This is a genomic window from Duganella sp. CT11-25, from assembly GCF_047302815.1.
Taxonomy (GTDB): domain Bacteria; phylum Pseudomonadota; class Gammaproteobacteria; order Burkholderiales; family Burkholderiaceae_D; genus Rugamonas.
Map to the genome: position 1 here is coordinate 5,193,968 of NZ_JBKBFD010000001.1, position 23,704 is coordinate 5,217,671.

Here is a 23,704-nt window from a genome sequence, read left to right on the forward strand (position 1 = left end):
TTAATGCCTGAGAAGGACGTGAAAAATGAAGCTTTGCTACATATTTCATGTCCTTACCGCAACAAACAGCGCAGCTTTTCCTGGTTCCCGCCCATCGCGGGAACTGTTCGCATGACCCAACGCTAAGGAATCCTCATGTCTCGTGGTACCAAAATTGTCGCAACGATCGGCCCAGCTTCCACCGACTTCAACGTCCTGGTCAAAATGATACGTGCCGGCGTCGACGTCGTGCGCTTGAATTTCTCGCACGGCAAGGCGCAGGATCACATCGACCGCGCCAACCTGGTGCGCGAAGCCGCCGCCGAGTGCGGCCGCGAAGTGGCGATCATGGCGGACATGCAGGGTCCTAAAATCCGCGTCGGCAAGTTCGAAAATGGTAAGATCGAACTGGCGAACGGCGATAAATTCATCCTCGACGCCAAGTGGGGCGAAAACGGCGAACTGGGCAACCAGGAACGCGTCGGCCTGGACTACAAGGCCTTGCCGCAGGATCTGCGTCCGGACGACAAGCTGCTGCTGAACGACGGCCTGATCGTGCTGGTGGTCGACAAGATCATCGGCCACGAGATTTACACCACCGTGAAAATCGGCGGCGAGCTGTCCAATAACAAGGGCATCAATCGCCAGGGCGGCGGCTTGACCGCGCCGGCGCTGACCGCCAAGGACATGGAAGACATCAAGACGGCAATGAGTTTCCAGGCCGATTACCTGGCGATCTCGTTCCCGAAAAGCGCGACCGACATGGAAATGGCGCGCCAGCTGGCCAACATCGCCGGCGAGCCGTTCGGCCACAAGCCGCTGATGATCGCCAAGATCGAGCGCGCCGAAGCGATCCCTGCGCTGCAGGAGATCCTCGACGCTTCCGACGGCATCATGGTGGCCCGCGGCGACCTGGCGGTTGAGGTGGGCAACGCGGCCGTGCCGGCGCTGCAGAAACGCATGATCAAGATGGCGCGCGAGTCGAACAAGCTGGCGATCACCGCGACCCAGATGATGGAGTCGATGATCTTCAACGCCGTGCCGACCCGCGCCGAAGTCTCGGACGTGGCCAACGCGGTGCTGGACGGCACCGACGCGGTGATGACCTCGGCGGAAACCGCCTCGGGCCGCTACCCGATCGAGACCGTGGAAATGATGGCCGCCATTTGCGTGGAAGCCGAGCAGTCCGAGTACAACAAACTGGACGCCGACTTCCTGAATGCGACCTTTACCCGTATCGACCAGTCGATCGCGTACGGCGCCCTGTTCACCGCGCACCACCTGGCGGTCAAGGCGATCGTGGCGTTGACCGAGTCCGGCTCGACGGCGTTGTGGATGAGCCGTCACAACATTGATACGCCGATCTACGCACTGACGCCGAGCACCACGACCTTGCGCAAAGTGGCGCTGTACCGCAACGTCAAGGCATACAATCTGCAACAGCAGGGCGGCAGCGCGGCCGTGCTGAAGCAGGCCGAGGACTTGCTGGTCAAGAACGGCATCGTCAAGAAGGGCGACATGATCGTCGTGACCTGGGGCGAGCCGATGGGCCAGGTCGGCGGCACCAATGCGCTGAAGATCGTCAAGGTTGGAGAATTTAGTTAAGTAAGTCCGATAGCGCCGCGCCCCGGAAGGGCGCGGCAACGCTCCGGCAACCAAGTTTTTTTATTGTTTGGAGTATTACCATGTCCCTCGTATCCATGCGTCAACTGCTGGACCATGCCGCCGAAAACGGCTATGGCATCCCTGCTTTCAACGTCAACAATCTGGAGCAAGTGCAGGCCATCATGGCCGCCGCCGATGCGCTCAACAGCCCGGTCATCATGCAAGCGTCGGCCGGCGCCCGCAAGTATGCAGGCGAAGCCTTCCTGCGCCACCTGATCGACGCCGCGGTCGAAGCCTACCCGCACATCCCGGTCGTCATGCACCAGGACCACGGCCAGTCGCCGGCGGTCTGCCAGGCCGCGATCCGCTCCGGCTTCACCTCGGTGATGATGGACGGTTCGCTGGAAGCGGACGGCAAGTCGGTCGCATCGTACGAGTACAACGTCGAAGTATCGAAGGAAGTGGTCAAGTTCTCGCACGCCATCGGCGTCACGGTGGAAGCGGAACTGGGCGTGCTCGGTTCGCTGGAAACCATGAAGGGCGACAAGGAAGACGGCCACGGCGCCGACGGCACCATGACCCGCGAACAGCTGCTGACCGACGTGGCCCAGGCCGCCGACTTCGTGCAGCGCACCCAATGCGACGCGCTGGCGATCGCCATCGGCACCTCGCACGGCGCCTACAAGTTCACCCGCAAGCCGACCGGCGACATCCTGGCCATCGACCGCATCAAGGAAATCCACACCCGCATCCCGAACACCCACCTGGTGATGCACGGTTCGTCGTCGGTGCCGCAGGAACTGCTGGCCATCATCCGCGAATTCGGCGGCGACATGAAGGAAACCTACGGCGTGCCGGTCGAAGAAATCCAGGAAGGCATCCGCCACGGCGTCCGCAAGATCAACATCGACACCGACATCCGCCTGGCGATGACGGCCGCGACCCGTAAATTCCTGTTCGAGAACCCGTCGAAGTTCGACCCGCGCGACTTCCTGAAGCCGGCCCGCGCCGCCGCCGAGCTGATCGTGCGCGCCCGCTTCCAGGCGTTCGGCTGCGAAGGCCAGGCGTCGAAAATCAAGGTCATTCCACTGGAAAAAATGGCCGAGCGTTACAAGGCCGGTGAGCTGGCCCAGATTGTGAAGTAAAATTCTGTTTGGAACGGGCAAGAGGAATTTCCTCCAGCCCGATTTTCTCGACCGGCGTGCGAGGCTTCCACCTCCCGCCGGTTTCGCTTTTATCAACACATCCCCCGCTATGAACAGCCTCTACCAAACCTCGATCCACTCCCTGCCACTGCTCGGCCACGGCAAAGTCCGCGACAACTACGCTGTCGGCGACGACAAGATCCTGATCGTCACCACCGACCGCCTGTCGGCCTTCGACGTCGTCATGAACGAGCCTATCCCCGGCAAGGGCAAGGTTTTGAACCAGATGAGCGATTTCTGGTTCGAGAAACTCGGCCACATCGTGCCCAACCACCTGACCGGCGTCGCGCCGGAGTCCGTGGTCGCACCCGAGGAAGTGGAGCAGGTGACGGGCCGTGCCGTGGTCGCCAAGCGCCTGAAGCCGATCATGGTCGAGGCGGTGGTGCGCGGTTACATCATCGGTTCGGGCTGGAAAGACTACCAGGACACCGGCAGCATCTGCGGCATCACGCTGCCGGCCGGCCTGCAACAGGCCGAGAAACTGCCGGAGCCGCTGTTCACGCCGGCCGCCAAGGCCGACCTGGGCGAGCATGATGAAAACATCAGCTTTGCCGAAATGGAAACCCGCATCGGCGCCGAGCTGGCCGCCAGGATGCGCGACGTCAGCATCCAGCTGTACAAGGCCGCCGCCGACTACGCCGCCACGCGCGGCATCATCATCGCCGACACCAAGTTCGAGTTCGGCCTGGACGACAACGGCGTCATGCACCTGATGGACGAAGTGCTGACCGCCGACTCGTCGCGCTTCTGGCCCGCCGATTCCTACCAGCCGGGCATGTCGCCGCCGTCGTTCGACAAGCAATTCGTGCGCGATTACCTGGAAACGCTGACCTGGGGCAAGACCGCACCGGCGCCGGCGCTGCCGGCCGACGTCATCGACAAAACCCAGGCCAAGTACTTCGAAGCCATCGAGCGCCTGACCGGCGAGAAGCTGAAGGCCTGACATGACTGACCAGAGCAAGCCGCTGGTCGGCGTCATCATGGGCTCGTCCTCGGACTGGGACGTGATGCAAAACGCGGTCGCCATCCTCAAGCAGTTCGGCGTGCCGTTTGAAGCGCAGGTGATTTCGGCGCACCGCATGCCCGACGAGATGTACGCCTACGCCAAGAGCGCCCGCGCGCGCGGCCTGCGCGCCATCATCGCCGGCGCCGGCGGCGCCGCCCACCTGCCGGGCATGGTGGCCGCGATGACCATCGTGCCGGTGCTGGGCGTGCCTGTGCCGTCCAAATACCTGCGCGGCGAAGACTCCATGCTGTCCATCCTGCAAATGCCGAAGGGCGTGCCGGTGTCGACCTTCGCCATCGGCGAAGCCGGCGCCGCCAACGCCGCGCTGACCGCGGTGGCGATGATCGCCGCCAACGACGACGCGCTGGCCGACAAGCTGGAAGCCTTCCGCGTCACGCAAACCGAAGCCGCCAAGGCCATGACTTTACCGCTGGAATAAATGAGTAATCAGAAGTCTCCCCTCCTGCCCACCGCCAACCCGCCAGCCTGGCTGGGCGTGATGGGCGGCGGCCAGCTCGGCCGCATGTTCGCCCAGGCCGCGCAAAGCATGGGTTATCAAGTAGCGGTTCTTGAACCGGCCGACGCCTGCCCCGCAGGGCAGGTCGCGCAGCGCCTGGTCAACGCCGGCTACAGCGATGCCGCCGGCCTCGACGCGCTGGCCGCGCAATGCCTGGCCGTCACCACCGAATTCGAGAACGTGCCGGCCGACAGCCTGTCGCGCCTGGCCAAGCGGGTCTTCGTGGCGCCGGACGCGCATGGCGTGTCGGTGGCGCAGGACCGCATCGCGGAAAAACGCTTCTTCGTCGATTGCGCGCCCAGGTCGGGCGTGATGCCGGCGCCGCACAAGGTCATCGCCACGCTGGAAGATATCGACGCCATCGGCGACGATCTGCTGCCGGGTATCTTGAAAACCGTACGCATGGGTTACGACGGCAAGGGCCAGGTGCGCGTGCGCTCGCGTGACGACGTGCGCGCCGCCTTCGACAGCATGGACCAGGTCACCTGCCTGCTGGAAAAGATGCTGCCGCTGGCCTATGAAGTCTCGGTGCTGACCGCGCGCGGCGCCGACGGCGAATCGGTGGTCTACCCGATCGCCGAGAACGTGCACCGCGACGGCATCCTGTTCACCACCACCGTGCCCGGCCCGAACGTGACCGACGCCTGCGCCACGCTGGCGCAGCGGGCGGCGCAGGCTATCGTCGCCGAGCTCGGTTATGTCGGCGTGCTGTGCATCGAGTTCTTCGTGCTGGAAGACGGTTCGCTGGTGGTCAATGAAATGGCGCCGCGTCCGCACAACAGCGGCCACTACACGATGGACGCCTGCGTCACCAGCCAGTTCGCGCAGCAGGTCCGCGCCATGGCGCGCCTGCCGCTGGGCGACGTGCGCCAGCATTCGCCGGCTGTCATGCTCAACATCCTGGGCGACGTCTGGTTCAGCGACGACAGCGACGCCACGCGCGAACCGGCATGGAACGACGTGCTGGCGCTGCCGGGCGCCTGCCTGCACCTGTACGGCAAGGACGACCCGCGCCGCGCGCGCAAGATGGGCCACCTGACCTTCATCGCGCCGACCCTGGCGCAAGCGCAGCGGCAGCTGGACGCCGCCTGCGTGATCCTGGGCATCCCATCGTGAAACAGCAGGCCGCGGCAGTCGCCGGCCAGGCCGCCATCGCCACGGCGGCGGCGATCCTGGAGGAGGGCGGCCTGGTGGCGTTCCCCACCGAGACCGTGTACGGCCTCGGCGCCGACGCCGAGAACCCGGCGGCGGTAGCCCGCATCTACGAAGCCAAGGGCCGTCCCAACGACCATCCGGTGATCGTGCACGTGGCGCCCGGCGCCGACCTCGATTACTGGACCACCGACATCCCGGCCGCCGCGCGCCAGCTGGCGCAAGCCTTCTGGCCCGGCCCGCTGACCCTGATCCTGAAGCGCGCCGCCCACATTCCCGACGCCGTCTCCGGCGGCCAGGACACGGTCGGCATCCGCTGCCCGTCGCACCCGGTCGCGATCGCCCTGCTGAGCGCCTTCAAGGGCGGCAAGGGCGGCGTGGCGGCGCCGTCGGCCAACAAGTTCGGCAACGTCAGCCCGACCACCGCGCAGCATGTGCGCGACGAGTTCGGCCTGTCCGACGACGAGGCGTCAAGCGAGGAAGCCTGCACCGCCTCCTTGCTGAGCACCGTGCTGGAAGGCGGCCCCAGCCAGGTCGGCATCGAATCGACCATCGTCGACCTGTCGCGCCTGGCCACGCACGGCCCGGTGCTGCTGCGTCCCGGCCACATCAGCGCGCAGCAGATCGCCGACGTCATCGGCCTGCTGCCGGCCGCGCCGGACCAGGCCGCGCCGCGCGCGTCCGGCACGCTGGAGTCGCACTATGCGCCGCGCACGCCGGTCACCATGCTGGAGCACGACGCGCTGCTGGCCGCCCTCGCCGACTTGCACAATAAAAGCGTGAAAGTTGCCGTCATCAGCCATGCGCTGCCGGCATTGCTGACGCCGCAGCAAAGACTGCCGGCCGATCCGGCCGGCTACGCCTACGGCATTTATGCCGCCTTGCGCGCGATGGACCAGACCGGCTCCGGCCTGATCCTGGTTGAAACGCCGCCGCAGGATGCGTCCTGGCAGGGCGTCAACGACCGCCTGCGCCGCTCGGTGTTCGGCTCGGCCGGCGTGATCGCCGCGCTACTGAAAGGCTAAGTTACAATTTTCACTAGCCGTCGTAATGAGATCAGATTGTTGACCTGCTAAGATGAGCTGCTGCCGGTCGAAAACCTCGCCCGGCCATCTTGCAAGGAATGCGATATGCGCGGTGCTCGGCTGGCTCTGGTTTCTTTGACGGTATTGCTGGTTTCATGCGGCGGCGGTGGCGGCGGCTCGGGCAGCGGCACCACGGTGCTCACGCCGGTACAGCCGCCGACGTCCTTGCGCGGCGTCGCCATCGGCGGCCCAACGCTGGTGCCGGCCACGGTCAGCGCCGGCGTCACCGTCAACACGCTCGACCCCGCCACGCTGAAGACGCTGCTCGACAGCACGGTCGTGCTCGGCAGTTCCTTCACCAGCACGCCCGTGTGCGCCATCACCACCTACACCCTCAAGTACCACACCATCGACTCGCTGGCCGCCGACACCAGCGCCAGCACCGCCATCATGGTGCCATCCGGTACGAACGCCGCCTGCCAGGGCAATCGTCCGGTGTTGCTGTACGCGCACGGCACCTCGGTACAGAAAAGCACCGACATGGCCAACCTGTCGTCCACCGAGCCGCGCCTGGTGGCCGCCATGTTCGCCGCCCAGGGCTACATCGTGGTGGCGCCGAACTATGCCGGCTACGCCGGTTCCACGCTGGACTACCACGCCTACCTGGACGCCGCGCAGCAGGCCGGCGACATGATCGATGCGCTGCGTGCCGCGCGCGGCGTGTTCGGCGGCATCAACGCCGGCGCCTCCAGCCGCTTGATGGTGACCGGCTATTCGCAGGGCGGTCATGTGGCGATGGCGACACAGCGCGCCATGCAAACCCAGTACGCCAGCGAATTCGCCGTGACGGCGGCGGCGCCGCTGTCGGGGCCGTATGCGCTGTTGCAATTCGGCGACGCCATTTTCAATGGTGCGCCCACCGTGGGATCGAGCGGCTTCATGCCGATGCTGATCAACGCCGGCCAGCGCGCCGGCGCCGCCATCTACGGCAGCACCAGCGACGTCTACGAGGCGAAATACGCCACCGGCATCGACACGCTGCTGCCCGGCACGCAAAGCCTGGGCGACCTGGTCGATGCCGGCAAGCTGCCGAACGACGTGTTGTTCGACACCGATTCGCTGCCGCAAACGGCCGGCTACGGCAGCTTCTTCGGTGCCGATCACCTGATCAAGACCAGCTACCGCAATACCTACCTGGCCGACCTCAAGGCCAATCCGTGCAACGCCAGCGCCGCCGCGCCGCTCAACTGCGCGCCGGCGCAGCCCCTGCGCAAATGGCTGTTGAAGAACGATCTGCGCACCTACGCGCCGGCCGTGCCGACCTTGCTGTGCGGCGGCAACGCCGATCCGCTGGTGCCGTATGCCAATACCAGCGCCGCCAGTGCCTACTTCCGCGCGCAAGGCATGAGCGCGGCGCTGCTGACGGTGCTGGATGTGGACGACAATTCGGTGCTCGGCGGCTTCCAGGCCACGCGGGCGGAATTTGCCGCCGCCAAGGCGCTGCTGCGCCAGGTCAAGCTGGCGCAGACCGGCAGCGCGGAGGCGGCCAACCAGGCGGTCAGGGACAGTTATCACGCCGGCCTGGTGGCGCCGTTTTGCCTGCGCGAAGCACGTATCTTCTTCGATTCCGCACCAAGCCGGTGAGTCCGGTTTTGGCCAGGATAGCCTTGCACCGAGCAAGCGTTCCTTTTTCCTCACAAACGCTGCTTTTTACTTGTGTTCCTCTATACAAGATTACCTAACGCTGGCATATTAGTTGGGTTGCGAATAGCACGGCCGTTCGTATCATACGACAAAAAAATATTTCTAGGAGACAACATGCGTCATACCAAACTTGCACTCGCTGCAATGACACTGGCCGTCCTCGCGGGTTGCGGCGGTACCGACCCGGCCCCGGGTGATCAATCCATCAAGAACAAATTCAGCGCGCAAGTGTCGTTCGGCGACAGCCTGTCCGACGTCGGCTCTTACAATGTCGGCACGATCGCCGCACTGAAGGGCGGCAAGTTCACCATCAACGGCGACAACACCTCCGTCAACGCAACGCTGACCGGCCGCAACTGGACCGAGCTGCTGGCCGCCCAGCTGGGCGTGGCCGCGCCGTGCGCCGCCGTCACCGGCCTCGATGGCGACGCCAGCAAAGGATTCTCGGTGCCGCAAGTCGCCCACGCCGGCTGCTACGGCTATGCCCAGGGTGGTTCCCGCGTGACCAACCCTGTCGGCCCGAACAACAAGCTGACCGGCAGCGCGCTGGGCGCGCTGACGATCCCAGTCGTGACCCAGATCGCCAACCACCTGAAAGCGGTCGGCGGCAAGTTCAAGGGCGACGAAATGGTGCTGGTCATGGCCGGCGGTAACGACGCGCTGTTCCAGCTGGGTTCGCTGAGCGCGGCTGCCACCGCAGCGGGCACCGCCGCCGGCGGCACCGCCTACGTCACCAACCTGGTGGGCCTGCTGGCCGCCGGCGCCACCAATCCGGCGACCGCCGCGCAAGCCATCGGCCTGGCCGCCCAGACCGAAGCGGCCCGCGCCGGCAGCACCCAGACCACCATCACCCAGGCCGCGGTCGGCGCCGCCGCTGTGCAGCCGGGTAACTCGGCGGTCGCATCGCCGGCCGTCTACGGTCCGATGGTCGCCACCGCCACCACCGCCGCCACCGCCGCCGGCGCCAAGGCTGGCGCCGACTACGCCGCCGCCCATGGTCCGGAACTGGTCACCGCGATGGCGACCGCCGGCACCGAACTGGCCAACCTGGTCAAGACCCAGATCATCGCCAACGGCGCCAACTACGTGGTCGTGAACAACTTGCCGGACGTGGCCACCACGCCGTCGGGCCGCGGCCAGCCGGCCTCGACCCAGGCCCTGATCAACGCCATGGTCAGCGCCTTCAACAGCGCGCTGTCGGCCGGCGTCGGCAGTGAAGCCAAAGTCGTGCTGGTCGACGTGTTCGCCGTCAGCCACGACCAGGCCACCAATCCTGGCCCGTATGGCCTGACCAACGTGTCGGAGACCGCCTGCGACCTGAGCGCCGCCAAGAACCCGCTGGGCAGCTCGCTGGTCTGCAATGGCAGCAATCTGAAGTCGGGCGACATCAGCCACTACTCCTTCGCCGACGACGTCCACCCGACGCCGTTCAACAACCTGCTGCTGGCGCGCTACGTGTCCAAGTCGCTGGTGATGAAGGGCTGGCTGTAATTCAGTCGTCGCAGGCGGCCGCGCGCCCGGGAGGCGCGCGGCCGCCGGACCAACATTAATAAATCAGGAGACGATATGAAGAACACGGTAAAACTGCTGGCGCTGGCCGCCGCAATGACGGTAGCCACGGCCGCATCGGCACAACAAACCGCCGGCACCTGGCTGGGCACGCTGGGCGTCAACAAGATCACGCCGAAAGTGGAATCGGGCGATGTGTCGGCGCCGGCGCAGCCCGGCACCAAGACCGACGTCGACCCGGACACCAAGCCGCGCTTCACGATTGGCTACATGGTCACCGACAATGTGTCGGCCGAACTCGACCTGGGCCTGCCGTACAAGCACGACCTGAAAGGCGCGGGCGCGATTGAGGGCACCGGCAAGCTGGCCACGGCGGAAGTGCTGCCGCCGACGGCCTTCATCCAGTACCGCTTCCTGCCGGCGAACGCGATGTTCCGTCCGTATGTCGGCCTGGGCGTCACCTACGCGATGTTCCAGAAGGAGCGCGGTTCGGGCCAGCTGACGGCGGTGCTGAACACCGGCGGTCCCGGCGCGACCTTCAAGCTGGACAACAAGTGGGCGGCCAGCTTCCAGATCGGCGGCACGGTGAAGATCAATGAGAAATGGTTCGTGGACGCCTCGGTCATCAAGACCAAGCTGAAAACCACGGCGCATTACTCGACCGGCCAGACCCAGGAAGTGCGCCTGGACCCGCTGGCGGTCAACCTCAGCATCGGCTACGCTTACAAAGGCTGGTAAGACTGCGGGACGAAAAAAAACCGCCGGCACCGAACGCGCACTCGAGCGCGTTGGGGCCGGCGGTTTTTTTCGTCCGTCTTATTGGAACGCCTGTATGCCGGTCTGCGCCCGGCCCAGGATCAGCGCATGGATATCGTGCGTGCCTTCATAGGTGTTCACCACTTCCAGGTTCACCATGTGGCGGATGATGCCGAACTCGTCCGAGATGCCGTTACCGCCCAGCATATCGCGCGCCAGGCGCGCCACGTCCAGCGACTTGCCGCAGGAGTTGCGCTTCATCATCGAGGTGATTTCCACCGCCGCCGTGCCGGCATCCTTCATGCGGCCCAGCTGCAGGCAGCCCTGCAGGCCCAGCGTGATCTCGGTCTGCATGTCGGCCAGCTTCTTCTGCACCAGCTGGTTGGCGGCCAGCGGACGGCCGAACTGCGTGCGGTCCATGACGTACTGGCGCGCCGTGTGCCAGCAGGCTTCGGCCGCGCCCAGCGCGCCCCAGGCGATGCCGTAGCGCGCCGAGTTCAGGCAGGTGAACGGACCCTTCAGGCCGCGCACGTCGGGGAAGGCGTTCTCTTCCGGGCAGAACACGTTGTCCATGACGATCTCGCCGGTCACCGAGGCGCGCAGGCCGAACTTGCCGTGGATCGCCGGCGCGCTCAGCCCGGCCATGCCTTTTTCCAGCACGAAGCCGCGGATCGCGCCCTCGTCGTCCTTGGCCCAGACCACGAACACGTCGGCGACCGGCGAGTTGGTGATCCACATCTTGGCGCCGCTCAGCGCGTAGCCGCCCGGCACCTTCCTGGCGCGGGTGATCATCGAGCCCGGATCGGAGCCGTGGTTGGGCTCGGTCAGGCCGAAGCAGCCTATCCATTCGCCGGTGGCCAGCTTGGGCAGGTATTTCTGTTTCTGTTCCTCGGTGCCGAACTCATAGATCGGCACCATCACCAGCGACGATTGCACGCTCATCATCGAACGGTAGCCGGAGTCGACGCGCTCGACTTCGCGCGCGATCAGGCCGTAGGAAACATAGTTGAGGCCGGGACCGCCGTACTGTTCCGGAATGGTCGGGCCCAGCAGGCCCAGCTCGCCCATTTCGCGGAAGATGGAATTGTCCATCTTTTCGTGGCGGAACGCTTCGAGGATGCGCGGCTGCAGCTTGTCCTGGCAATAGGCGGCAGCGGCGTCGCGCACCATGCGCTCGTCGTCGGTCAGTTGCTGGTCCAGCAGCAGAGGGTCATCCCAGTGGAATTGGGCGCGGGCTTGGCTCATAGTAGTCTCTCATTATGGTGAATGCTGCCAGCATTCTATGCCCCCGCCACGGTGCCGGCTTTTCAAATGGCGACACCAATTTCCGTTTTTAGCCCAGGCTGCCGAACTGGCCGCCGTGGAAAATCAGCGGCGGGCAGGGCGAAAACGCGCACAATTCCACTTCGCCGACGAAAATCACGTGGTCACCCTCGGGGTAGCGGCTGCGGTTGTGGCATTCAAACCAGGCCGAGGCGCCCTTGATGATGGGCTGGCCGGTGCGCGACAACTCGTATTCGACGGTCTCCCAGGGATTGACGCCGCGCGTGGAGAACAGCTTGGCCAGCGGCGCCTGCTGGGCGTTGAGCACGTTGATCACATAGTGCGAGTTGCCGCTGAAGATGGGCATGCTGTTGGCGCCGTTGGCCAGGCTCCACAGCACCAGCGGCGGGTCCAGCGACACCGAATTGAAGGAGCTGGCGGTCAGGCCGCGGAACGTCCCGTCCGCCAGCCGGGTGGTGATGACGGTGACGCCGGTGGCGAACTGGCCCAGCGCCTGGCGAAAATGGGCGGTGTCGAAAGCGCGTTCTTCAGCGCGTGGGGAAGTGGTATGCATGGTCGGCCTGTGTCTTTTAGCCATTATGCCAAAGATTGCAGCGCCGTAGCGAATTGCCGCTGTTTGCGTTACAGTGGGGACGTAGGCATTCTTCTAGGCAGGGGGAGTCATGGCGAGCGAAACGGCGATACTGGGCGGCGGCTGCTTTTGGTGCACGGAGGCCGTGTACCTGGAGGTCAAGGGCGTCACATCGGTCGAGTCCGGCTACACGGGCGGCGGCGCGCCCGATCCGACCTACGAGCAAGTCTGCGCCGGCGAGACCGGCCACGCCGAAGTGGTGAAATTGCAATTCGACCCGGACGTCATCGCCTACCGCGACTTGCTGGAAATCTTCTTCACCATCCACGACCCGACCACGCTCAACCGCCAGGGCAACGACGTCGGCACCCAGTACCGTTCCGTGATCTATTACCAGTCGCCGCAGCAGGAAGCCACGGCGCGCCAGGTCATCGCCGAAATGGCCAACGTCTGGGATGCGCCCATCGTCACCGAACTGGCGCCGGCCCAGCCCTGGTACCGGGCCGAGGACTATCACCAGGATTACTTCCGCCAGCATCCCTTGCAAGGTTATTGCGCCTTTGTCGTCGCGCCCAAAGTGGCCAAGTTCAAGAAGACTTACACCCATCGCATAAAATAAAAATACGGGGGCATCCATGAAGGTGGTGCTGGTCGACGATACCCATATCAACCTGGTGCTGATGTCGCGCCTGGTCGACAAGCTGAAAGGCGTCACTACCATCACGTTCCAGTCCGCCCACCAGGCGCTGGCGTGGTGCAACGCCAACCCCTACGATCTCTTGATCGTCGATTACATGATGCCCGATATGAACGGGCTGGAGCTGATCGCCCGTCTCGACGCGGCGCCCGAGCAACGCCCGCCGGTGCTGATGGTGACCGCCAGCGTCGACGTCGACGTGCGCCACCGGGCGCTGGAAAACGGCGCCAGCGACTTCCTCATCAAGCCGATCGACAAGGTCGAATTCCTGGCCCGCACCCGCAACATGCTGGCGCTGCGCAGCGCCACGCTGGGCCTGCAGCACCGCGCCAGCTGGCTGGCCGAGGAAGTCAGCAAGGCCACCGCCGAGCTGCGCGCGCGCGAGCAGGAAACCATCGTGCTGCTGTGCCGCGCGTCCGAATACCGCGACCCGGAAACCGGCGCCCACATCCAGCGCATGGCGCACTATTCGCGCCTGATCGCGGAGCAGCTGGGCCTGTCCGCCGAACAGCAGGACGACGTGCTCAACGCCGCGCCCATGCACGACATCGGCAAGGTCGGCACGCCTGACCACATCCTGCTCAAGCCCGGCCGCCTCGACGAGGAAGAAATGGTGGTGATGCGCCAGCACGCCGCCATCGGCCACAGCATCCTCAAGGATTGCCAGGCCCGCATGCTGCAGCTGGCGGCGGAAATCGCGCTGACCCACCACGAGCGCTACGACGGCGGCGGCTATCCGCGCGGCCTGGCCGGCGAGGCGATACCGCTGGTCGGCCGCATCGTCGCCGTGGCCGACGTGTTCGACGCCCTGACCAGCGTGCGCCCGTACAAGCAGGCCTGGAGCATGGACGCCGCGCGCCAGTTCCTGCTGGACAACAGCGGCAGCCACTTCGATCCTGCATGCGTGCGGGCGCTGCTGGACCGCTGGGACGACGTCGAAGCCATCCGCGCCCGCTTCCGCGACGAACAAAACGGCGCCTGACATGGAGCCCGACGAACTCGCGGCCCTGATCGCGCGCGCCCTGGCGCCGGAGGACGCGGCGCTGCTGCGCCGGCACCTGGACGAGCTGGACGCCGACGCCCGCCAGCTGCGCCTGGCCAATGCGCTGCTGCGCGAGGAAAACCGCCAGCAGCGCGGCAACGTCGGCACTTGGCGCGACAAGCGCACCGCGCGGCTGGCCGGCCTGCAGCGCCATCTGCACGCCGACCTGATCGGCGAATCCGAAACCGACCGCAGCGCGCGCGACCAGCAGGAACTGACCGAGCAGATCCTCGACCAGTTGCCGATCCCGATCTTCCTCAAGGACCGCGACGGCCATTTCCTGCGCTTCAACAGCCGCTTCGAGGAATTCACGCAGCGCTCGCGGGCGGAAATCCTCGGCCGCACCATCGACGACTTCGCCTCGCGCCGCTGGGCCGCCGCCACCCACGAGGAGGACGAGCAAGCCTGGACCACCGGCCGCATGGTCACCAGCGAGCGGCGCCTGACGGCCTTCGATCCGCCGGTCGACGTGCTGGTCAGCCGCAAGGTCATCAACAGCGGCGGGCTGTCCTATATGCTGGGCTACTTCATCGACATCAGCGAGCAGCGCGCCGCCCGCAGCGCCATGCAGCGCGCGGTGGAGTCGGCGGAGGCGGCCAGCCGCGCCAAGAGCGAATTCCTGGCCAATATGAGCCACGAGATCCGCACGCCGATGAACGGCATCCTCGGCATGACGGAGCTGGTGCTGGAGTCCGACATCAGCGCCGGGCAGCGCGCCGACCTGGCGCTGGTGCAGGCCTCGGCCAACGCGCTGCTGCACATCGTCGACGACATCCTGGACTTCTCCAAGATCGAAGCGGGCAAGCTGGAGATCGAGGAAGTGCCGTTCGACCTGGAGCAGCTGGTCAACGACATCCTGCGCGCCATGAGCTTGCGCGCGCGGCAGAAAGGGCTGGCGCTGGAGGCCGAGCTGCCGCCGGACCTGCCGCGCATCATGAAGGGCGATCCGGGCCGGCTGCGGCAGGTGCTGCTCAACCTGGTCGGCAACGCCATCAAGTTCACCGGGCAGGGCGGCGTGACGGTGGCGCTGTCCATCGGCGCCGAGCAGGACGGCCGCAGCGAGATCGGGTTCGCGGTGCGCGATACCGGCATCGGCGTGCCGGTTGAAAAGCAGCACATGATCTTCGAGGCGTTCGCGCAGGTCGACGGCTCGACCACGCGCGAATACGGCGGCACCGGGCTGGGACTGGCGATCTGCCGCCGGCTGGTGATCCTGATGCAGGGCCGCATCGAGGTCGACAGCGCGCCGGGCCGGGGCAGCGTGTTCAGCTTCACCGTGCCCCTGCAGCACACCGGCGTATCGGAGGCCGCGCCGCTGCCGCCGCTGGCGGTGCTGGCGCCGGGCGAGAGCCTGAATGTCAACGATCCCGGCATGCTGATCGGCGAGGGCGACCTGCCGCCGCTGCCGCATGCGCCGCCGCGCCGCAACGGCATGCGGGTGCTGCTGGCCGAGGACAATCCGGTCAACCAGCGGCTGGCCGTGCGCCTGCTGGAAAAGCTGGGCCACCAGGTGACGCTGGTCGACAGCGGCCTGGCGGTGCTGGAACGCGCCGGGCGCGGCGGCTTCGATGTGATCCTGATGGACGTGCAGATGCCGGGGCTGGACGGCCTGGCGGCCACGCGCCAGATCCGCTTGCGCGAGCTGGGGCAGGGCGGCCACGTGCCGATCATCGCCATGACCGCGCGCGCGATGGCCGGCGACCGCGAGCGCTGCATGGAGGCCGGCATGGACGACTACCTGTCCAAGCCGGTCGACAGCGCGCAGCTGCGCGAGATGCTGGCGCGCTACCGGGCCGACAGCGGCCAGCAGGTGCTGGACTGGCGCGGCGCCTTGCAGCGGCTGGACGGCGACGCCGACCTGCTGCTGGAGCTGGCCGCGCTGTTCCTGCAGGACGGGCCGCAGCTGTGGCGGGAACTGGGCGACGCGCTGGCCTCGGACGAGCGCGAACGCAGCCTGCGCGCGGTGCACAGCTTGAAGGGCGTGCTGGTGAACTTCGGCGCGGCGCGCGCGGTGACGGCGGCCGGGCAGCTGTCGGCGTCGCTGCATGCGGGCCAGCCGTGGCAAGCGGCGGCCGGCCGGCTGGCGCCGGCGCTGGACCAGGTCTACGACGCGTTGAAGGCCTTGATCGCCGGCGGCGCGGCCGGCATGGGCGCCGCGCCGCCGTCCTCCTGAAGCAGCGCGAACGCCGGCACGCCGTCCTCGGTCAGCGCGTACGGGCTGGCGGCCGCCACCGGCCCGGCCGGCGCCGGATACATATGCTTGCGCGACCACGGCAGCGCCGCCGTGCGCTGGGCCGCCTTGCGGCCGACGATCTGGTACAGGCTGATCCAGTCCTGCTCGAACGCATAGCTGCAGCCGGCCAGGTAGACGTGCCAGATGCGGAAGCGCTTGTCGCCCGCCAGCGCCCGCACGCGCTCGGCGTGCGCCTCGAAGTTGTCGGTCCAGATGGCGCAGGTGCGGGCGTAGTGGCGGCGCAGGTTCTCGACGTCGAACACTTCCAGCGCGCCCTGCTGCATCGCCTTCAGCACATGGCCGATGTGGGCCAGCTCGCCGTGCGGGAACACGTATTTGCCGATGAATTCGCCGCCGCCGTAGGGCGTCTCGCCGTTGTCCGGATCGGTCGAGGTGATGCCGTGGTTCATCACCACGCCCTGCGGCGCCAGCAGGCGGTTGATGGCCGCAAAATACTCGGGCAGGTGGCGCACGCCCACATGCTCGAACATGCCGACGCTGGTGATGCGGTCGAACTGGCCGCGCACGTCGCGGTAATCCTGCAGGCGGATTTCAACCAGGTGCTCCAGCCCCGCGCGCCGCACGCGCTCCTTGGCCAGCGCGAACTGGTTTTCCGACAGCGTGACGCCGACGCAGCGCGCCTGGTACTGCTGCGCCGCGCGGATCACCAGCGCGCCCCAGCCGCAGCCGATGTCGAGCAGCGTCTGGTGCGGCTGCAGCTCGATCTTGCGCAGGATGTGGTCGATCTTCTTCAGCTGCGCGGTGGCCAGGTCCTCGTCGCCGTCCTCGAAGTAGGCGCACGAATACACCAGGTTCGGATCGAGGAACTGCGCATAGAACTCGTTGGAGACGTCGTAGTGGTAGCGGATCGCTTCCGCGTCCTTCTGCTTGCTGTGGCCGATGCTGCGCGCGATGCGCGCGAACTTGCCTTCGGCCTTGAGCGTGGTGCGCGCCAGCGCGGTGACGATGGCGATCATGTCGCGCGCATGGCCCTTGACCTCGATCGCCCCTTCCACGTAGGCCGCGCCGAGATTCGACAGCGACGGCGTCAGCAGGTAGCGCGCCGCCGACACATTGGGCAGCCGTATCGTCACGCGCGGCGTCTCGGCCGAAAAATCGACGTACTGGCCATTCCATAATTCGATGCGCAACGGCAGGGCGATTTGCTGGCGTATCCCCGCGATCCAGGCGCTGAGTCGATTTTGCACGAACAAGATAACCTCCGGTTCAGAAATAAAAAAGACCACCGCAAGCGATGGTCCGGTGTCCTGAACGGGGCCGCCTGCTTACGGTTGCAGGCGCTCCTTGACCCAGCTGCCATCTGCCTGTTTGACGTACACGATCCGGTCATGGAAACGCGAACGGCGTCCCTGCCAGAACTCGATGCGCACCGGATCGAGGCGATAGCCGCCCCAGTGTTCCGGCCGCACCGGATGCTCGCCGCCGACTGCCGCGGCCGCATCGTAATTGGCTTCCATCTGTTCCCGGTTGGCGATCCGCGCGCTTTGCTGCGAAGCGATCGCAGCGATCTGGCTTTTCACCGGCCGGCTGTAAAAATAGGTGTCGCTCTCTTCAGCCGAGGTCTTGACCACCTCGCCTTCGATGCGCACCTGGCGTTCCAACTCGCTCCAAAAGAATAGCAGCGCCGCATGCGGGTTGGCGCGCAGTTGCCGGCCTTTCTGGCTCTCGTAATTGGTGTACCACGTGAAACCGCGCGCGTCGTATTGCTTGATCAGGACGATGCGCGAACTGGGCTTGCCGTCCGCGTCGACCGTGGCCACGCTCATCGCGTTCGGTTCATTGACCTTCGCATGCATGGCTTCTTCAAACCACTTGCCGAACTGGGCGATCGGATCGTCCAGCACAGCGTGTTCCGTCAAACTGGCGCGGCCGTAATCGAGGCGCAGATCGGCCAGCACCACGCCGTCGGCCACGGTGGCGGCGACCGCCGCGTGTTTTTGTTCCGGCACCTGACTCTGTGGCAGGTCGGGGACGATCCCGCGCCGCACCTGCATGGCGCTGCCCAGCTGCGCCATCTGCTCGGGGCTGAACAGGCGTTTCGCCATCGGCGCGATGTTCGCCTCTTCCACCGCCATGTGGGCCGCATAGGTGTCGCAGAACCCCTGGACATCCTGCGCCGACAAGGCTGAACTTTGCCCGTTGGCAATTTGATCAAGTTGCGATTTAATTATATTCCAGTCTCTATCCATTTGCTCGTGACCGGCCAAAATGGCCGGCACCAGCTCGGCCAGCAGGGCGGCGTCGGCGTCGCGCGCGGTGGCCTGCAGCATCGGCACCAGGTTGTGCTCCTCGTCCTCGTGGTGCAGGTGGGCGGCGTTGTTGAAATATTTGAGCACGGCCTGGGCGGCTTGCTGCGCCTCGGCGTCGGCGCCGTGCTTGGGCAGGTGGGCCAGCAGCTTCTGCATGGTCTGCAACTGCTTGCGGATGCGGTCGTGGCAATGTTTCAAGACTGCTATCGGCTGGCTGAAGTCGGGGGCGGTGTCGATCAGGGAGTTGCTGGGTGCGTTGCTCATGGATGGGCGCTCTGGCTGGGTGAGAAAGGCATTCTAGAATAATTTTTCTCGCCGCGTCCGTTAAAATGGCGGGATGAACAGCATCCCTCCCCCAAATTTCGATGACGTCGACTTCGAACGCCGCTTCGGCGGCATCGCGCGCCTGTACGGCGAGCGCGCGCTGGCGCGTTTCCGCGGCGCCCATGTGTGCGTGGTCGGCGTCGGCGGCGTCGGCTCGTGGATCGTCGAGGCGCTGGCCCGCAGCGCCATCGGCCAACTGACCCTGATCGACCTCGACAACGTGGCCGAATCGAATATCAACCGCCAGATCCAGGCCCTCGGCAGCACCGTCGGCATGGCCAAGATCAGCGCGCTGGCCGAGCGCATCGCCCAGATCAATCCGTTCTGCCAGGTCCACCAGATCGAGGATTTCGTCAGTCCCGACAACCTGGAGCAGATGCTCGGCGCCGGCCAATACGACTACGTGGTCGACGCCATCGACAGCGTCAAGGCCAAGGCCGCGATGATCGCCTGGTGCCGCCAGCACAGCATCCCGCTGGTGATCATCGGCAGCGCCGGCGGCCAGACCGATCCGACCCAGATCGCCGTGCGCGACCTGGCCCGGACCGAGCAGGAGCCGCTGCTGAAGAAAGTGCGCAAGGTGTTGCGCAGCCAGTACGGCTACCCGCGCGGCGAGAAAACCAAGTTCCACGTCGACGCGGTGTTTTCGATGGAACCGCTGAAGTTCCCGGAAACCGGCGAAGTGTGCGCGGTGGACGGCGACGACCGCGCCGGCGGCGTCACCGGCTTGAACTGCGCCGGCTTCGGCTCGGCGATGGTGGTCACGGCCACCTTCGGCATGGTCGCCGCCGGCCATGTGCTGCGCCGGCTGGCCGACGGCGCGCAAGCGGCGGAGGCGGCCCCGGAGGCGGCGTAGTTTTTATGCAGTTCGCGATGCAGGTTTGCTATCATGGTGCGCGCTGCACGGACGCCGTGCTGTCCACAGACCTCATCGAAAGAATAAAACCATGATGCGTAGTTCCGTTTTAGTAGCAATGCTGTGCGCGCTGGCGGCTTCCGCGGCCCAGGCGCAAACCCCTCCGGCCGCCGCCGAAGCCGCCGCGCCGGCGCCGGTCGTGGTCGGCTCGGCCACGCCGGGCCCGGCCGCCGAGCAGCTGACCGTCATCGACAACAAGATCGGCACCGGCAAGGAAGCCACCACCGGCGCCACCGTCTACATGCACTATTCGGGCTGGCTGTACCGCCCGCTGGCCAAGAACATGCACGGCAAGCTGTTCGATTCGTCGATCCCGCGCGGCGAGCCGCTGGACTTCGTGCTGGGCGCCGGCCGCGTCATCAAGGGCTGGGACCAGGGCATCCAGGGCATGAAGGTGGGCGGCAAGCGCACCCTGATCATCCCGTCGGAACTGGCTTACGGCTCGCGTCCCGCGGCGGGCAGCAACATTCCGCCGAACTCCGCGCTGATCTTCGACGTGGAGCTGATGGACGTGAAGTAAAAGGGCGTAGACTGGCAATCTCCATCCCCCTTCGGAGGTTTTGATGAAGATTGCCAACGACGTCACTGAACTGATCGGCCGTACCCCGCTGGTGCGGCTGAACCGGCTGGCCAAGGGCAGCACCGCCCAGCTGCTGGTCAAGCTGGAATACTGCAATCCGGCCCACAGCGTGAAAGACCGCATCGGCCTGTCGATGATCGAGGCGGCCGAAGCGGCCGGCCAGATCCGTCCCGACACCATCATCCTCGAACCGACCAGCGGCAACACCGGCATCGCGCTGGCGATGGTGTGCGCCGCGCGCGGCTACCGCTGCACCTTGGTCATGCCGGACACCATGAGCCGCGAACGGCGCATGCTGCTGCGCGCCTACGGCGCCGAGCTGATCCTGACGCCTGGCGGCGAAGGCATGCTGGGCGCGATCCGCCGCGCCGACGAGCTGGTGGCGGCCGATCCGCGCTACCTGATGCCGCAGCAATTCAACAACCCCGCCAATCCGGACGTGCACCGGCGCACCACGGCGGAGGAAATCTGGAGCGACACCGACGGCCGCGCCGACATCCTGGTGGCCGGCGTCGGCACCGGCGGCACGATCACCGGCGTGGGCGAGGTGATCAAGGCGCGCAAGCCGGCGTTCCGCTGCATCGCGGTGGAGCCGGAGGCTTCGCCGGTGCTGGCCAGGGGCGTCAAGGGGCCGCATCCGCTGCAGGGCATCGGCGCGGGCTTTGTGCCGGCCGTGCTCAACACCAAGGTGTACGACGAAATCATCGGCGTCAAGAACGACGATGCGTTCGAGACCGCGCGCCTGGCGGCCAGCCAGGAGGGGCTGTTGGTGGGAATTTCTTCCGGCGCCGCGCTGTGGGCTGCGCTGCAGGTCGCGCGGCGGCCGGAAAATGCGGACCAGATCATCGTGGTGATCATCCCATCTTTCGGCGAACGCTACCTGAGCACGCCGCTGTACGCGGGGCTCGCCGATTGATCGGCGGCTGGTGCGCGCCGGCTAGTGCGCCGGCTGCACCAGGCAGCACTGCTGCGCGGTGGCGCCGAGGCGGATTTGCAGCGTGCTGTGCTGGATGGCGTAGTCTTCCCGCAGATGCGCGCTGATGTCGTCCACCGCATCGTCGCCGGGATGGCCGGCCGGCGTCACCAGTTGCGCGGTCAGCGCGGTCTCGGTGGTGCTCACGGCCCAGATGTGCAGGTCGTGCACCTCGCTCACGCCGGGGCGGCTGCGCAGGAACTGCTCGATGCCGGCGCGGTCGACATTGTCCGGCACGGCGGCCAGCACCATGCGCATCGACTGCGTCAGCAGCGACCAGGTGCTGTAGACGATGAAGGCGACGATCAGCATGCTGACCATCGGATCGATCCAGTTCCAGCCCGAATAGCGCACGATCACGCCGGCCACCAGCACGCCCAGCGAGATGGCGGCATCGGCCGCCATGTGCAGGTAGGCGCCGCGGATATTGATGTCGTCCTTGCTGCCGGACATGAACAGCCAGGCCGAGAAGCCGTTGACCAGGATGCCGAAGCCGGCCACCACCGACACCGTCAGGCCGGCCACCGGATCGGGATGGATCAGCTGTTGCACGGCTTCCCACGCGATGCCGCCGCAGGCCGCCATCAGCAGCATGGCGTTGAACAGCGCGGCCAGCATCGAGCTGCTGCGCAGGCCGTAGGTATAGCGGCCGTTGGGCGCGCGCTTGGCCAGGATGGCGGCGCCCCAGGCCAGCATCAGGCCCAGCACGTCGGACAGGTTGTGGCCGGCGTCGGCCATCAGCGCGGTGGAATTGGCCAGGAAGCCGTAGAAGAACTCGATGCCGACGAAGGCGGTGTTGAGCACGATCGCGATGGCGAAGGCGCGGCCCATGGTGTTCGGATCGCCGTGGTGGTGGTGGCCATGATCGTGACCGTGGTGGTCATGGCTGTGCGCCTTGGCCGGCGCGTGGCTGTGGCCATGAGCGTGGTCATGGTGGTCGTGATCGTGGTCGTGGTGCTTGCTCATGCTTCGTTCCCGTTGGAAGGTTCGGCGATATGTTCGAGCATATCGTTCAGTACGCCGCTGATATGGGCATCGGCGGCGGAATAAAACACCTGCTTGCCCTGGCGCTCGGACTTCACGATGCGCGCCGCGCGCAGCAGGCGCAAGTGGTGGCTGACCAGCGAGCTGCTCAGGTCCAGTGTAGTCGCGATATCGCTGACGGCAATCGGCGCCGGCATGCAGGCCAGCACGATGCGCAGGCGGGTGGGATCGCCCAGCAGGTGAAACAGGTCGGCCAGTTGCGCGATCTGCGGATCGCAATTGGAATAGTCGTGTTGACAACTCATAATGCTAACAAGTGAATAGATGTTCACATGTTAGCAGAAAATGCCGGAGTCAAGGTCGTACGGTCACCACAGCCTTGCCGGTTCCCGTCCCGGCCTCCAGGTAGTGGTGGGCGCCGACGATGTCCTCGAAGGAAAATACCCGTGCCGGCTTCGCGCGGTAGTGTCCCTGTTCCACCCGCTCGACGATTTGTTGCAAGGGCACCCGGTCCAGCTCGAATCCCGGGGAACCGAACGCGAAGCTGCCGAAAAAGCTCAGCTGCACCCGAGGCGGCAGATGCTGCAGCGGGAGGAAACCGGCCAACGGCCCAAGGCCGCCGAGGAAGCCGGCCTGGCAGACGCGGCCGGGCCGGGCCGCGAGGGCCAGCGAATCGAGCAGCGTGGTGTTGCCCACCAGATCGAGCACCGCGTCGACGCCGTCGGGCGCGATGGCGCGCACGGCGGCCGCCAGGCTGGGCTGCTCCCCGATGACGTGCCGGGCGCCGTTGTCTTTCAACCGGGTATCGAGCGCCGCCGGACGGCGCGTGGTGGCGATCACCTGCGCGCCCGCGTGGGCCGCGATATTGGTCGCGGCCTGGCCCAGCGCGGAGCTGGCGCCGCGTATCAGCAGGGTTTGCCCGGGACGCAGTTCCAGGTTGTCGTGCAAACAGGCCCAGGCGGTTGCATACGATTCCGGTACCGCGGCCAGATCGGCCCACGGCAGCGACGAGTGCAGCGGCACCACATTGCTGGCCGGGACGCACACATATTCCGCATAGCTGCCGTTGATGGTGCGCCCCATGCCGCCCATGATGGCGGCGACGGTATCGCCTTCGCGCAGCCCGGTTCCCGGCGCCGCCGCCACGATGCCGACGCATTCGATGCCCGGCACCCTGGCGACTTCGCCCCACAGGCCCTGGCGCATATAGGTTTCCGCGCGATTCAGGCCGAACGCCCCGACGCGGATCAGCACCTGGCCGCGGGCCGGCACCGGTGTGGCGAGCTCCACCGGCTGCAATTGCTCGGGACCGCCGAACTGGACGATTTGTATGGCACGCATGAGTTTCTCCTGAAAGTGGTCGAGCCATGAC

The 23,704-nt window shown here is 66.1% G+C and carries 22 protein-coding genes; 15 read left to right on the plus strand and 7 right to left on the minus strand.

Annotation, left to right across the window (positions count from 1 at the left end; translation table 11 throughout):
* Window positions 1–135: 135 nt before the first annotated feature.
* The 9 genes from pyk to ACEN9F_RS22405 all read left to right on the plus strand — a co-directional run bounded on the left by pyk (window position 136) and on the right by ACEN9F_RS22405 (window position 10,440).
* The gene (pyk, locus tag ACEN9F_RS22365; protein WP_413423457.1) at window positions 136–1,584 is read left to right on the plus strand and encodes a pyruvate kinase; all 1,449 of its coding nucleotides are present in this window, start codon (window positions 136–138) and stop codon (window positions 1,582–1,584) included.
* A gap of 80 nt (window positions 1,585–1,664) precedes the next feature.
* Entirely contained in the window at window positions 1,665–2,729 is a 1,065-nt protein-coding gene (fba, locus tag ACEN9F_RS22370; protein WP_413423459.1) for a class II fructose-bisphosphate aldolase, read from the plus strand.
* Window positions 2,730–2,838: 109 nt separating this feature from the next.
* On the plus strand, window positions 2,839–3,732 hold the full coding sequence (locus ACEN9F_RS22375; RefSeq protein WP_413423460.1) for a phosphoribosylaminoimidazolesuccinocarboxamide synthase: 894 nt from the start codon (window positions 2,839–2,841) through the stop codon (window positions 3,730–3,732).
* Between the two features lies 1 nt (window position 3,733).
* Entirely contained in the window at window positions 3,734–4,234 is a 501-nt protein-coding gene (purE, locus tag ACEN9F_RS22380; RefSeq protein ID WP_413423462.1) for a 5-(carboxyamino)imidazole ribonucleotide mutase, read from the plus strand.
* Window positions 4,235–5,428, plus strand: coding sequence for a 5-(carboxyamino)imidazole ribonucleotide synthase (locus tag ACEN9F_RS22385; protein WP_413423464.1), 1,194 nt, complete (start codon window positions 4,235–4,237; stop codon window positions 5,426–5,428).
* Window positions 5,425–6,489 (plus strand): L-threonylcarbamoyladenylate synthase, encoded by a 1,065-nt coding sequence (locus ACEN9F_RS22390; protein ID WP_413423466.1) that lies wholly within the window; start codon window positions 5,425–5,427, stop codon window positions 6,487–6,489. The genes ACEN9F_RS22385 and ACEN9F_RS22390 overlap by 4 nt, the downstream gene beginning before the upstream one ends.
* 105 nt (window positions 6,490–6,594) lie before the next feature.
* Window positions 6,595–8,133: an alpha/beta hydrolase family protein gene (locus ACEN9F_RS22395; RefSeq protein WP_413423468.1), complete on the plus strand. Its 1,539-nt coding sequence runs from the start codon at window positions 6,595–6,597 to the stop codon at window positions 8,131–8,133.
* A 174-nt stretch (window positions 8,134–8,307) separates the two neighbouring features.
* Window positions 8,308–9,684 (plus strand): SGNH/GDSL hydrolase family protein, encoded by a 1,377-nt coding sequence (locus ACEN9F_RS22400; RefSeq protein ID WP_413423470.1) that lies wholly within the window; start codon window positions 8,308–8,310, stop codon window positions 9,682–9,684.
* Between the two features lie 75 nt (window positions 9,685–9,759).
* On the plus strand, window positions 9,760–10,440 hold the full coding sequence (locus tag ACEN9F_RS22405; RefSeq protein WP_413423472.1) for an OmpW/AlkL family protein: 681 nt from the start codon (window positions 9,760–9,762) through the stop codon (window positions 10,438–10,440).
* A 78-nt stretch (window positions 10,441–10,518) separates the two neighbouring features.
* On the opposite strand, the gene ACEN9F_RS22410 is transcribed toward ACEN9F_RS22405, so the two are convergent.
* Together ACEN9F_RS22410 and ACEN9F_RS22415 are read right to left on the minus strand one after the other, a co-directional pair.
* Window positions 10,519–11,703, minus strand: a complete 1,185-nt coding sequence (locus ACEN9F_RS22410; RefSeq protein ID WP_413423474.1) for an acyl-CoA dehydrogenase — start codon at window positions 11,701–11,703, stop codon at window positions 10,519–10,521.
* Between the two features lie 88 nt (window positions 11,704–11,791).
* Window positions 11,792–12,295: a flavin reductase family protein gene (locus tag ACEN9F_RS22415; protein WP_413423475.1), complete on the minus strand. Its 504-nt coding sequence runs from the start codon at window positions 12,293–12,295 to the stop codon at window positions 11,792–11,794.
* Between the two features lie 109 nt (window positions 12,296–12,404).
* Here ACEN9F_RS22415 and msrA point away from each other — a divergent pair, with 109 nt between their 5' ends.
* From msrA to ACEN9F_RS22430, 3 genes are read left to right on the plus strand one after another with little or no spacing between them, the layout of a single operon-like run.
* Window positions 12,405–12,932 (plus strand): peptide-methionine (S)-S-oxide reductase MsrA, encoded by a 528-nt coding sequence (gene msrA / locus ACEN9F_RS22420; protein WP_413423477.1) that lies wholly within the window; start codon window positions 12,405–12,407, stop codon window positions 12,930–12,932.
* A gap of 16 nt (window positions 12,933–12,948) precedes the next feature.
* Window positions 12,949–13,992, plus strand: a complete 1,044-nt coding sequence (locus ACEN9F_RS22425) for an HD domain-containing phosphohydrolase (protein WP_413423479.1) — start codon at window positions 12,949–12,951, stop codon at window positions 13,990–13,992.
* A 1-nt stretch (window position 13,993) separates the two neighbouring features.
* The gene (locus ACEN9F_RS22430; RefSeq protein ID WP_413423481.1) at window positions 13,994–16,225 is read left to right on the plus strand and encodes an ATP-binding protein; all 2,232 of its coding nucleotides are present in this window, start codon (window positions 13,994–13,996) and stop codon (window positions 16,223–16,225) included.
* Here the strand turns inward: ACEN9F_RS22430 and ACEN9F_RS22435 are convergent.
* Complete coding sequence (locus tag ACEN9F_RS22435; RefSeq protein ID WP_413423483.1) at window positions 16,156–17,499, minus strand: class I SAM-dependent methyltransferase; 1,344 nt, start codon at window positions 17,497–17,499, stop codon at window positions 16,156–16,158. The two genes, ACEN9F_RS22430 and ACEN9F_RS22435, sit on opposite strands and share 70 nt — an antisense overlap.
* A gap of 72 nt (window positions 17,500–17,571) precedes the next feature.
* Entirely contained in the window at window positions 17,572–18,819 is a 1,248-nt protein-coding gene (gene pdxH, locus ACEN9F_RS22440; protein WP_413423485.1) for a pyridoxamine 5'-phosphate oxidase, read from the minus strand.
* Between the two features lie 73 nt (window positions 18,820–18,892).
* Here pdxH and tcdA point away from each other — a divergent pair, with 73 nt between their 5' ends.
* The 3 genes from tcdA to cysK all read left to right on the plus strand — a co-directional run bounded on the left by tcdA (window position 18,893) and on the right by cysK (window position 21,291).
* Window positions 18,893–19,735 (plus strand): tRNA cyclic N6-threonylcarbamoyladenosine(37) synthase TcdA, encoded by an 843-nt coding sequence (gene tcdA, locus ACEN9F_RS22445; RefSeq protein ID WP_413423487.1) that lies wholly within the window; start codon window positions 18,893–18,895, stop codon window positions 19,733–19,735.
* Window positions 19,736–19,826: 91 nt separating this feature from the next.
* Window positions 19,827–20,315: an FKBP-type peptidyl-prolyl cis-trans isomerase gene (locus ACEN9F_RS22450; RefSeq protein WP_413423489.1), complete on the plus strand. Its 489-nt coding sequence runs from the start codon at window positions 19,827–19,829 to the stop codon at window positions 20,313–20,315.
* Window positions 20,316–20,358: 43 nt separating this feature from the next.
* Window positions 20,359–21,291 (plus strand): cysteine synthase A, encoded by a 933-nt coding sequence (gene cysK, locus ACEN9F_RS22455; RefSeq protein WP_413423491.1) that lies wholly within the window; start codon window positions 20,359–20,361, stop codon window positions 21,289–21,291.
* A gap of 21 nt (window positions 21,292–21,312) precedes the next feature.
* On the opposite strand, the gene ACEN9F_RS22460 is transcribed toward cysK, so the two are convergent.
* The 3 genes from ACEN9F_RS22460 to ACEN9F_RS22470 are packed head-to-tail and all read right to left on the minus strand — an operon-like array spanning window position 21,313 to window position 23,673.
* Window positions 21,313–22,314, minus strand: coding sequence for a cation diffusion facilitator family transporter (locus tag ACEN9F_RS22460; RefSeq protein ID WP_413423493.1), 1,002 nt, complete (start codon window positions 22,312–22,314; stop codon window positions 21,313–21,315).
* The gene (locus tag ACEN9F_RS22465; RefSeq protein WP_413423495.1) at window positions 22,311–22,637 is read right to left on the minus strand and encodes an ArsR/SmtB family transcription factor; all 327 of its coding nucleotides are present in this window, start codon (window positions 22,635–22,637) and stop codon (window positions 22,311–22,313) included. Before ACEN9F_RS22465 ends, ACEN9F_RS22460 begins: the two co-directional genes overlap by 4 nt.
* Window positions 22,638–22,686: 49 nt before the next feature.
* Window positions 22,687–23,673 carry a zinc-binding dehydrogenase gene (locus tag ACEN9F_RS22470; RefSeq protein WP_413423497.1) on the minus strand — a complete coding sequence of 329 codons (987 nt, stop codon included), beginning with the start codon at window positions 23,671–23,673 and terminating at the stop codon, window positions 22,687–22,689.
* Window positions 23,674–23,704: the final 31 nt, after the last annotated feature.